At 55.4% G+C, this 10554-nt stretch carries 11 protein-coding genes and 1 pseudogene; 6 read left to right on the top strand and 6 right to left on the bottom strand.

The window, feature by feature from the left end:
- The 3 genes from ACT8II_RS05235 to ACT8II_RS05225 form a co-directional block, all read left to right on the top strand.
- Positions 1–638 (top strand): AbiH family protein (locus ACT8II_RS05235; RefSeq protein ID WP_443813215.1); only part of this gene is annotated, 638 nt, incomplete at its 5' end.
- Between the two features lie 463 nt (positions 639–1101).
- The gene (locus tag ACT8II_RS05230; RefSeq protein WP_443813214.1) at positions 1102–1617 is read left to right on the top strand and encodes a hypothetical protein; all 516 of its coding nucleotides are present in this window, start codon (positions 1102–1104) and stop codon (positions 1615–1617) included.
- 206 nt (positions 1618–1823) lie between these two features.
- The gene (locus ACT8II_RS05225; protein WP_304292048.1) at positions 1824–3014 is read left to right on the top strand and encodes an ATP-binding protein; all 1191 of its coding nucleotides are present in this window, start codon (positions 1824–1826) and stop codon (positions 3012–3014) included.
- A gap of 109 nt (positions 3015–3123) precedes the next feature.
- On the opposite strand, the gene ACT8II_RS05220 is transcribed toward ACT8II_RS05225, so the two are convergent.
- From ACT8II_RS05220 to ACT8II_RS05205, 4 genes are all read right to left on the bottom strand, one after another.
- On the bottom strand, positions 3124–4230 hold the full coding sequence (locus ACT8II_RS05220) for an ATP-binding protein (RefSeq protein ID WP_118653345.1): 1107 nt from the start codon (positions 4228–4230) through the stop codon (positions 3124–3126).
- A 280-nt stretch (positions 4231–4510) separates the two neighbouring features.
- Positions 4511–4729 carry a hypothetical protein gene (locus ACT8II_RS05215; protein ID WP_294158963.1) on the bottom strand — a complete coding sequence of 73 codons (219 nt, stop codon included), beginning with the start codon at positions 4727–4729 and terminating at the stop codon, positions 4511–4513.
- Between the two features lie 224 nt (positions 4730–4953).
- Positions 4954–5211, bottom strand: a complete 258-nt coding sequence (locus ACT8II_RS05210; RefSeq protein ID WP_443813211.1) for a HipA N-terminal domain-containing protein — start codon at positions 5209–5211, stop codon at positions 4954–4956.
- Positions 5204–5503, bottom strand: coding sequence for a helix-turn-helix domain-containing protein (locus ACT8II_RS05205; RefSeq protein ID WP_304292044.1), 300 nt, complete (start codon positions 5501–5503; stop codon positions 5204–5206). The genes ACT8II_RS05210 and ACT8II_RS05205 overlap by 8 nt, the downstream gene beginning before the upstream one ends.
- A 305-nt stretch (positions 5504–5808) precedes the next feature.
- Between ACT8II_RS05205 and ACT8II_RS05200 the strand changes: the two genes are divergently transcribed.
- Entirely contained in the window at positions 5809–6633 is an 825-nt protein-coding gene (locus ACT8II_RS05200) for an ABC transporter permease (protein ID WP_294123845.1), read from the top strand.
- Positions 6634–6643: 10 nt separating this feature from the next.
- Positions 6644–7399, top strand: a complete 756-nt coding sequence (locus ACT8II_RS05195) for an ABC transporter ATP-binding protein (protein ID WP_443813209.1) — start codon at positions 6644–6646, stop codon at positions 7397–7399.
- 35 nt (positions 7400–7434) lie between these two features.
- Here ACT8II_RS05195 and ACT8II_RS05190 read toward each other — a convergent pair whose 3' ends face one another.
- Complete coding sequence (locus tag ACT8II_RS05190; protein ID WP_443813207.1) at positions 7435–9450, bottom strand: LTA synthase family protein; 2016 nt, start codon at positions 9448–9450, stop codon at positions 7435–7437.
- Between the two features lie 264 nt (positions 9451–9714).
- Positions 9715–10260, bottom strand: a complete 546-nt coding sequence (locus ACT8II_RS05185; protein WP_302742768.1) for an RrF2 family transcriptional regulator — start codon at positions 10258–10260, stop codon at positions 9715–9717.
- A 161-nt stretch (positions 10261–10421) separates the two neighbouring features.
- Between ACT8II_RS05185 and ACT8II_RS05180 the strand changes: the two are divergent.
- A pseudogene (locus ACT8II_RS05180) lies at positions 10422–10554 on the top strand (Fe-S cluster assembly ATPase SufC); the annotation flags it as partial.

Here is a 10554-nt window from a genome sequence, read left to right as displayed (position 1 = left end):
TGCTGAAGTCCTATTTGAAATCTGTTCAGGTGAGCTCTGGAGGAATTTGGAGGAGGCGCTCGGATCGCTTTCTCCCCGGCTGCCTGTTTAGCAACATTTTCAATCTAATCGACTCTGATGATGAAGGTGATTTTGAATGGGAGCGACAAAGCGCCTCCTGGAATTATCATTACCAGGCAATGCGCAAGGAGGTGGATGTCGGGAAGCTATCTAAGGTATTTCGTTCATGGATTCAGCAGATTGACACTTCCGCTGCACACAGCGACGGTGTAATCGTCGATACCGATGACACTCGATATCTGACCTTCAACTATACAATGACGCTCGAAGAACGCCTTGGAATTGACCCTCGTAAAATACTTCACATCCATGGAAGCGCAGAAGACGAACAGCTAATATTCGGTCATTCTGGAGCATTAAGCGCCGAGCCCCTCGCCCCTCAAGCGTTTTACGAGCAAGACATGCTTGAAGAGCTGAGGATCAAGTTCATCCATCAAACAAAAAAGCCCGTTCACCTAATTCTGGCAAATTCGCTTTCCTGGCTTAAAGCCCTTTCAACTGTTCACGAGATCATTGTTGCAGGTTTCAGTTTCTCGCCTGTTGATCTCCCCTATATCCGAGAGATCAACTCGCGTTGAGCGAACGCATCTTGGAGTGAATTCTCGCAGAACCCAGATGCCGGAAGCAAGAATCCGATCGTCGCCCAAACAAAAGTAATTCCATATCCAGAATTCCAATAGCTACTACCTGCTAGTGGTATCCGACAACTGGGTCTCCATATGATACAAGCCATTCCAAGCAGAAGTGAAATATGGACCACGCCCAAGGGCGCTCTTTAGTATAAAGGGCAGGGAGGTCAATCACAGAGTCACTGGAAACAACGCAGGTTCTCCCTGAGATGCGTTGCTTTGGGGATGGGGTGCTTAATGGCAACCACACTCCCCTACTTTTCACGGGCGCACACCTGCACGCAGCGAGGCATCGCTTGGTCGATAGTTCATAATTGATACGTCTTCGCCGCCCATAGGGTGGTGCCCGTCCCAAGTAGGCGTCTTGCGACTTGAGCACATTGCAGAAAAAACAACCGAAAGGTAGGTTCAAATGACTGAAGCGTTCATCCCGACATTAATTAGCGGGGCACTTGCTATCATCACGGCTCTAATTGGCAAGCAGTTGGTATCTGATCCATTGCGTAATGTCAAAGCCAAGCTGGACGACGTCAATGACCTACCAGACAGTCCCCGGAAAGCAGATCTACAAAACGGGCTCGAAGCGACTGTTGTCTGGGCTGTAGAACATGGCAACACATTCTTCATAATCAGAGGATTCATAGTATGGGCAGCAGCGTCCCTCGCACTCTTCATTGCTGCCGGATCAATCACCATTCTCTCATACATAACAATCCAGGCAGACGCGGCAATCAGCATAGAATCAAACTTGGCTAGCCCACAGGTCGAGCTGTTCTTCCATCTAATATTGGAGCAAGTCCTATGGACTGCCCGGACAATGGCCATCCCTTTTCTCATCGGTGGAGCGGGCTTCATCCTAACCTCATTATTGCGCAAGCATCAAATTGAAAAGATTAGGAATAAAATGAAAGCCCAGACAGATAAGTAGGTCCCCAAGGAGAGTTAGCTTCGGATTCTATAGGTTCTACCGTCCAGTTAGACAAGTTTTCACAGCCTAACCCCCACTCATCAATGAGAACCACACTGCGACCTTCATAACCGTCTTAAAACCCACTTACTTAAACCCTTGATTCCGAACACGCCCAATCCTTCCACCTTAGATATCAGCTAATATATGAAGCAAGGAGGCATCTGATGATTGACTTCAGGAATCCATATACGCCTGGTGCTGGCATGATGCCCAAGTATCTTGCCGGCCGAAACACTGAACTTGAGAGTGCCGAGCAAAGGCTGCTCGCCATCAAAGCGGGCTACCCCGCTCGTTCGGTCGTGTACTACGGGCTACGAGGCGTGGGTAAAACCGTCGTCCTTAACGCCGTTGCGGAGCGGGCTGAAGATCAGGGGCTCCTCTCTAGACACATTGAGGTCACAGAGAAATCCGGGAGCTTCGTTCGTTCCCTTTCATATGCTTGTAGCGCGTTCGTCCTTAGTCTCAGCGCCAAGAAGACGCTTCAGAACAAGCTCGGTAAGCTGATATCGGTCATTCGGTCGTTCACAGCAACGTGGAATCCCTCTGACAACACCATCTCGTTTGAACTTGACGGTGAAGCTCTTTCCTCAGCCACAGCGGGAACGGGAAATCTCACTAACGACCTCACCGAGGTGATGGTGGAGCTTGGCCGTTATGCCCAAAAGGCCGATACGGCCATCTGCTTTTGCATCGATGAGATCCAGTATGCCTCAGAGGGGGAACTTGAGGCTCTGATCACCGCAGTCCACCGCATCAACCAGCTTGGACTGCCCGTCATTTTCTTCTGCGCTGGGCTTCCCAAGATTCTCAAGACTATGGGTGATGTCAAATCCTATACTGAACGCCTCTTTGAGTTCTCCAGAGTCGATTCGCTTGAAATCGACTCTGCGCGAAAAGCGATTATCGAGCCCGCTGCGGAGCTTCGCGTTGCATTTGAGCCCAAGGCCGTCGACGCCATCATTGAGCAAACGAATGGCTATCCCTACTTCATTCAAGAGATGTGTGCAACCATATGGGAGAACAGCTCTTCAAAGGTCATTACCGTCGATGATGTTGCATCCAATATCGCCACTACCAACGAACGCCTCGACAACGGCTTCTTCCGCGTTCGCTTCAATCGATGCACTCCGAGACAGCAAGAATTCCTGGTTGCAATGGTCCAATGCGGAGAGCTTCCCTGCACGATGGCAAACATTGCCGCAAACATGGGGATCTCACCGACGAACCGTATTTCGACTTTCAGGGCGCAGCTTATTGCCAAGGGCCTGATTTATGCAACTGGCTATGGCGAAGTCGACTTCACCGTCCCCAAGTTCGACGAGTTCATCAAGCGCACACTACCTGACAAATTCTAAGCTGGCGAGCAGCTGCCAGCTGGAACGACGTCGTCCTGTGGTAGAGCGTGAGTAGGAGCGCGTTTCGCTGAGTTTGGTAAGTGTTTCGATAAAGTTGGAAATCAAGGAGTCAATATCGATCGAGCAACTCCTCCGCGTTATCCAGCACGTACTCCCTCAAAAAAGGAACGGAGAACTCAACATATCCACGAACGGGACTTTGAATCACCTCGTGCTGTATGAGCGAACGCCGAAATGAGCTCGTGGCCTTCGGCTCCCTTCCCATCCTTTTCGCAACGTCGGCGGTCGAGGCGCGCTCGCCCTCTCGCGCCATCGCAACAAGGTACTCCATCGCCCCTTTGGTCAACTTGGAGATCGCGGGCTCATGGACCACTTCATGGAATCGCGTCATAGCGTTTTCCACACCGAGGCGCATATCTTCGTCGGAAACCTGCATCGAACTCGCGCGGTGCAAGTCCGCAAATCGCCAAACGTAATATCCGATCAGCTGGATCAAGTACGCGTAACCCTCGGTCGCATGCGCCATTATCTCAAGTTGATCATCGTCGAGAATCAAACCCGAGGCGGCGAACCCGTCCTTGAAGGACAGCTTCACCTCGATGAGACTGATAAAGTCAAGCTCCTCGCTTTGGGCGCGCCTTAAAAACGTCAGCGCCTTGCCGTTGATCAAATCCATAACCCCCATGGGGAGGCCGGCGAACACAAGCGAGATATTCTCCTTCTCCCTGATGAGGTGCTGGACCGAACCGGCGATGAGCTGCATGGCCTCAAGCGGCGCATCTTGGACCTCGTCGATAGTGACTACCAGCCCTTTCCCCTCGCCGCAACGACGCTTCATCAGCGCTCGTAGGTTCGGCCTCTTAACGCCCATCGACACTTCACCAGATGCTATCGCGGCATTGCCTGCGAGCGAGATTGAGTCAACGGAGGAATCTGGGCTCAATTCGTACATCAAGTCGTCCACCATGTTGACACCCGCAGTGATATTGACCACATTCCAGCCGATATCCTGAGCGCGGGCGCCCAGATCGGTGAGCAGAACGGTCTTTCCCGATCCTCTCGGCCCCGTCACCCTCATCAAGCGGGCCGGTGCGCCCGCGCCGCCCTCCAGCGCACCGACATAATCCAAGAAAACCTGATCGCGACCTATGATGCGCGGCGGCTCCGCCCCAGCGCTGGGCTTAAACGGATTGAAGAACTTCTTTGAACACGCCATGTAGCATCACCCATCCAGTCATATCCCTCAAATCGATTATATCGCTCAAATCGACGGAATCGACCGAATCGCTTTAATCGACAGCCGACGATGGGTCGACCTAGGCAACCTTACAGTTCGTGTAGGCTCCTCGGGTGCGATGTCTATCTCCCCGCGCCACGTCACAGCGCCGTACTCCACGCACACGGCAATGAAGGCGGTGGGTTCTCAAGTACTCTGAACACACCCTTGCCGAGTAGCGGCATGACGTCGTAAACCCCGCTTTTGCCATCCTCGAACGCTAGGGCGATGCGGTGCCCTGGAACCGCCCGACGATCTCCACACGATACAAAAGTGCGACTTCACGGTTGGGAATGCGCGGGGGGCGCAACGAGAGTGTATCGTTTGGCAGAGCGGTCTCATCGGTCGTCAGATAACCGGCGAGGTACAGCATACTCTTAAGGGCATCGCCTTTGAACTCCATCTCGGGAAACACGATGCCCAGGACGAACGGTGCCATCCCGATCGATATAGTTCAACATGCTCCCGGGGTTATACACGTCTCCGTCGTCGAATCTGTAGCCGCCATACCACCGCTTGGCAGTTTCATGCTTTCCAGATGCCCCATACAGGACAAAAATGCGGCAAACCCACCGTCCTGATTATCCGCTCAGCACATCTACGCGCCTGCATGCCCCCTCAACCATCTTGCCTGCCATTTCCTTTGCCTCTGGGAAGCCCTCGTCAGCCAAGCCAGAAGCAGCGCTCAAACGCCTCCCTCATCGGACCCTCTGGAATCAGACCATCGAAAAACGCCCGGGTGCTTTGGAGGGGGAACGATTCACCGACAAGAGGCAAGCTCCTAGAGATGGCTGTCGCGTTAGGCGTGGCGAGATATCCAGAATCGTACGAGAACCTCGGACCGTTACTCTTGGAATCTGCAATGCTCCCCACCAGCTCGTAAGAGCCATGGTATTCCCTGAAAACGTTTAGTCTACGCATTGCGCCCCCTCACCTTCAGATGAATATCCACTCCGAGAAATTCAGCGTAATCGAGAACCACGCCCAACTGAGCGGTGCGCTTTCCGCGCTCTATCTCTCCGATTACACGCGCGGAGTGACCGCAGTACTTGCTGGCGGTTTCTTGAGTAAAACCGAGCTCTTTCCTGCGCCTTTTCAACGCGTCTCCCAGCAAGTCGACCGTAGGCGTCCTCTCCTCGGACAGAGGCCGCTCGTACTCGCCGAGGCGAACCCCCACGCCACGGGGGATTGCCGACCTTTTCCTGACCGCCATGTTCCGCTCCGCTCATTTCCGCAACTGACAACTCGATTTCGTACCGAACGGGATTAAATTCTACCATCTCCTAATGTCTTACCGCTCGGTAAGCTATTGAAACATCAGACAATTTCTTACCGCTCGGTATGAGTGTGATCATATCGAGGAACTCGCTTAAATCGGCAGCATGGCATGCAATCGATAGCACCTCGCAGTCCACGCGTCTTACGTCACCCCGCCCCGTGCAGATACGGTGCGGCACGGGACCCCATGGTAAGATGTCATTTCGTTAGACAAACCTCTACGCCCTAGGAGCACTGCTCGTGGCCGATAACTCTACCGACACGGCTGCCATCCAGCCGTATGCCAAGAACGAAACAGAGAAGAACCGCTTCATCCTCAAGCAGCTCGTCACCAAGGACTTCAAGCTCAAGTACCGTCGCAGCGTGCTGGGCGTCGTCTGGTCGGTGCTGAATCCCCTGCTCATGATGGTCGTAATGAGCATCGTGTTCTCGTTCCTGTTCAGCAACGGCATCGAGAACTTCCCGCTCTACCTCATCTTGGGCAACATCACGTTCTCGTTCATGTCCGACTCCACCAGCGCCGCGCTCACGTCGTTCCTCGACGCCGCACCGCTGCTCAAAAAAGTCAAGATCTCGCGCTTCGTGTTCCCCGTGCAAAAGGTCCTCTTCGCGCTCGTGAACTTCGCCTTCTCGCTCGTCGCGGTCGCGCTCGTCATGCTGTGGTTCCGCGTCGTCCCCACTTGGCACCTCATCTGGCTGCCCGTGTGCCTGGGTCTCCTCATCATCTTCTGCATCGGCATCGGCCTCATCATCGGCTCGCTCGCCGTGTTCTTCCGCGACGTCATCCACCTGTGGAGCGTCATCCTCACCGCATGGACCTACCTCACGCCCCTGTTCTGGGACTTCCAGCTGCTCATCGACAAGGGTGCCCCCTTGTGGGTTATCGGCATCGTCAAGGCGAACCCCATGTACGGCTTTGTGACCTTCATGCGCGACATCTTCCTGTGGAATCAGAGCCCCTCGCTCGAGATTCTCGCGCTCTGTGCCGTCTGGGCTGTCGTCATGCTCGCCATCGGCATCCTCGTCTTCCGCAAATCCCAGCACAAGTTCATCCTCTACGTCTAAGGACACATCAATGGCAACCACCGCATCTTCCGAATACGCCATCGAGGTCAACGACGTCACGATGATCTTCAACATGGCGTCCGAGCAGCTCAACAGCCTCAAGGAGTACTTCATCAAGCTCATGAAGCACGAGCTGTTCTTCAACGAGTTCCGCGCGCTCAAGAACGTCTCGTTCAAGGTGCGCCCCGGCGAGGTCGTGGGCCTGGTGGGAACCAACGGCTCGGGCAAGTCCACCATGCTCAAGGTGATCGCCGGCGTGCTCGAGGCCAGCGAGGGCGAGTGCATCGTCCGCGGCAACATCGCGCCGCTCATCGAGCTGGGCGCGGGCTTCGACCTCGAGCTCACCGCGCGCGAGAACATCTACCTCAACGGCGCGCTGCTCGGCTACACCAAGGAGTTCCTTGATGCGCACTTCCAGGAGATCATCGACTTCGCCGAGCTTCCCGACTTCGTGGACATGCCCATGAAGAACTTCTCCTCCGGCATGGTCGCGCGCATCGCCTTCGCCATCGCAACCATCACCGAGCCCGACATCCTCATCGTGGACGAGACGCTCTCCGTCGGCGACGTATTCTTCCAGGAGAAGTGCGAGCGCCGCATCCAGCACTTCATCGAGGACGGCAACGTCACCGTGCTTTTCGTGAGCCACTCCATGGACCAGGTGGAGCGCATCTGCCAGCGCGCCGTGTGGATCGAGAAGGGCGACTTACGCATGGACGGACCCGTGGACGAGGTCTGCAAGGCGTATCGCGCGCAGTTCGCGTAGGCTGTGAATGAAAGACAAGCGCAGTCACACTTAAACTACTGGCCAAGCTTCTCCGTAAACCTTAGGTACTGAATCGCTTGCATCTGCGCAATCGTCTCACGATAGGGGCTCTCGACGCCGAGCTCATACCTCAATCCATCGGCTCCAATATAGCCCAGCAGGTTGATTGCCCCCACGCTTTGCCCCAAGACAAGATCTGCCTTCTGACGATCAGTCAGGGGTGCACCAAGTGCGTAGAGAACCTGCGCGGCAAGTTGCGATGAGCTCGTCGTCCGAACTTGACCGAACCCCGTGCCGGCAACCTCGTAATTCGTCCAAACCATATACGTCGATTCATGCTTCTTGAACTCTCGGTCAAGCTGAGCCGCATCGGCATACAGGGAATCCGCCAAGGTACCAGCGAGCCCCGGTTGGTGGTCGCCAAAAAACACCAGCGCAACAGGGTGACCGATGCCCTTCAATCTCTCGATGAACTGCGCCAGATCCTGATCTGACCTATTGATGCAGGCCAGATACACACCGAGCTCAGACAAGACCGCCGAGTCGTTAACACCCGTAACATCCAGGTTAACCACATCCTCGGCAGGCACGCTCCCCTCGCCGTAACCACTGTGGTTCTGCATAGTGACATCGAAGATGAACTGCGGCGCGGCATCCTGCTCGAGCAGCTCGAGAATCTTGTCGTACGTAGACGCGTCCGTCGCGCCGGAATGGTACACGGGCGCGGACTCAAAATCCTCAATAGAGAGGAACCGGTCAAAACCAAGCTGCTCATACACGGAAGAACGTTTCCAGTTAACTGCGCTCTGCGGATGCATGGCGACCGTGCCGTATCCCAGCTGCTTAAACTGCTTGACTAGGCTATCGGACTCGCTCAAATCATAGAGCTGATACGGGTATTTCCCCGTGCCAATGAACGCCATCGAATTCCCCGTAAGAAATTCGAACTCCGAATTTGCCGTACCACCGCCCATAACCGACACCATGAGTGTGCCGCGCTGGAGCGTCCCCTCGAGCGAATTGTAGAATTGAGGTCCTCCATAGCCCGCATCACGCACTGCATCGTATATCGACAGGTCGGAGAACGTCTCGTTCATGACAGCGATGACGGTAGGCCTGATCTCGTTGAACTGAGCCTCCGCCGCAAGGCGCTCGGGCGTGGAACCCATGGTGGCATTGAATTCGTCTTCGAGCTGATAAAGCAAGTCCGTCGCCTGTTGCCCATCATATCCTTCCGGTTCGGGAATCTTCAGATCCTGGGCGACCTCAATGAACGCGGGGACGAATCCGAGCGTTTGATACGTATTAATGGGCATAAATCGGTCGTACCCAAAAACAATTATCTCCTCAAGTTTCACCCTGTTGAACAACCCGCCCAGGATGGCAAACAGAACCACGCCCACCAGCGTGCTCGCGCCCGCAGTGACTGCGCGCGCTCTGCGAGAAAAGCTCCTATAGTCCGGTTTAAGAAGGGACAGGCTGCAAGCGCATACGGCGGTCGCACACAGGGCCACAACCATCTTGGGAGTAAGCACGTAGTTATAACCGGAGGCAACCGCACCAGCCGTCTTAAGCGAGAGCAGATCCGTGGGCATGATGGGAGTACCCTTGAACATCACCACGAAATGCTGGGCGATGCCAAATCCCAAAGCGCACAGGGGGACAAACGCCATAAGGGCTCCCCCTCGCTGACCCAGGAAATACAGGGCCGTAGAAACAACGGCAAACAGTGAAACGGTAACGGCGAAAAATTGCAGCTGAATCGACCCGCTCGAATCCAACCAGACGTAATCAATCATCCATGCGGAAAGGATGGACACAAATGCGATAACACAGACGATGGCGACGGCACGTAGGGCAACCCGCAGTTTGATGGGAAGTTCCGCCATGCCGTCCGAAATGCGATTTCGCGTGAGCGTGATAGTGCCGCACAAAAACAACGCCACCGCACAAGCGCCAAGGTCGAGGATTCCAGCCTCGGCGTCTATGCCACCGAGCAAGCAAAAAATGCTAACAACGAGCAAGAGTGCCACATAGAACATCGACCACATGATGTCTCCAAGAGGCAAGCGGCGGCATTGCCTCCACATGCTCACGGCATGGAAAACTGCCAATGCGGTCAGGGCAAGCGCAGAGACGAAAAGCGGTGTAGAATACGCCGCAGGAGCAAACTCGGGCATGTAACGATCCGTTCAAGACAAGGTAAGGAGACGGTAAACATCATCCTAACACGGGAGCGCGTAGCCACAACATTGCCCGGCACCATCGGTGCGCGCGATAGCGGCATCAATTCGCGCCGATGCCGCCACTAGCACCTACAGTTCAATCTCCACCTTAATCTCCGGCACGGTGGCGAGCTCGTCGAGGGTCACGCCGTCCACGTAGGCGTCGATGGTCTCCTCGAGGCCGGTCCAGAACTTCACCGTCGAGCACAAATCGCTGCGGCCGCACGTCCCGTCGAGCCCCTCGCACGCCACGGTAGAGCGCTCCCCTTCCGCAGCGCGCAAGATATCACCTGCGCTGATCTCGCCCATTGGCTTGGCCAGCACGTACCCGCCGCCCTTGCCGCGCACGCTCTTGAGCAGACCCGCCTTCATGAGCGGGCGCACCAGCTGCTCCAAGTACTTGAGCGAGATGACCTCCCGCTCGGCGACCTCGCGCAGCGACACCTTAGTCTGGGGACGCGAGGCGCTCGCGAGGGGTCGTGCGGGGGCATCAAGGGCCAACGACCCTGAGCGCGACCCATTCCCTGGTGCAGGGGCGTCATCACCAACGGCACTTCCCGCAACGGGATCCCCGCCGATCGCGGCAATGTATATCATCAGCTTGAGCGCGTAGCGGCCCTTTGAGGAAATGAGCATGGGCGAACCCCCTTGCGGTAAACCATGTGAAACAGCGAGCCTGGTCTCGAAACGTCTGCATATTCTCGCAGAAATCGGCTATCATCGTATCGTTAATCCGAGTGAACTTCTAGAGTTTAGCGCGGATCGCACATCGCCCGTGCACCTCGAAAGGATTTCTTATGAGCGCAACACCCCTGCTCAGCATCACCGGCCTCACCGCCTCGGTGGACGAGAAGACCATTCTCCACGGCATCGACCTCGATGTCGCCGCCGGCGAGACCCACGTCCTCATGGGCCCCAACGGCGCGGGCA

The sequence above is a fragment of the Collinsella sp. genome (assembly GCF_052346665.1).
GTDB lineage: Bacteria > Actinomycetota > Coriobacteriia > Coriobacteriales > Coriobacteriaceae > Collinsella.
Note: the sequence above shows the minus strand (reverse complement) of the source record. Positions and strands in the feature narration are given on the sequence as shown.

Coding starts and splice junctions, on each gene's coding strand:
- ACT8II_RS05210 (WP_443813211.1), bottom strand. CDS start 5,211: ATGCGTAGACTAAACGTTTTCAGGGAATACCATGGCTCTTACGAGCTG.
- ACT8II_RS05205 (WP_304292044.1), bottom strand. CDS start 5,503: ATGGCGGTCAGGAAAAGGTCGGCAATCCCCCGTGGCGTGGGGGTTCGC.
- ACT8II_RS05195 (WP_443813209.1), top strand. CDS start 6,644: ATGGCAACCACCGCATCTTCCGAATACGCCATCGAGGTCAACGACGTC.
- ACT8II_RS05215 (WP_294158963.1), bottom strand. CDS start 4,729: ATGGCACCGTTCGTCCTGGGCATCGTGTTTCCCGAGATGGAGTTCAAA.
- ACT8II_RS05225 (WP_304292048.1), top strand. CDS start 1,824: ATGATTGACTTCAGGAATCCATATACGCCTGGTGCTGGCATGATGCCC.
- ACT8II_RS05190 (WP_443813207.1), bottom strand. CDS start 9,450: ATGTGGTCGATGTTCTATGTGGCACTCTTGCTCGTTGTTAGCATTTTT.
- ACT8II_RS05230 (WP_443813214.1), top strand. CDS start 1,102: ATGACTGAAGCGTTCATCCCGACATTAATTAGCGGGGCACTTGCTATC.
- ACT8II_RS05220 (WP_118653345.1), bottom strand. CDS start 4,230: ATGGCGTGTTCAAAGAAGTTCTTCAATCCGTTTAAGCCCAGCGCTGGG.
- ACT8II_RS05185 (WP_302742768.1), bottom strand. CDS start 10,260: ATGCTCATTTCCTCAAAGGGCCGCTACGCGCTCAAGCTGATGATATAC.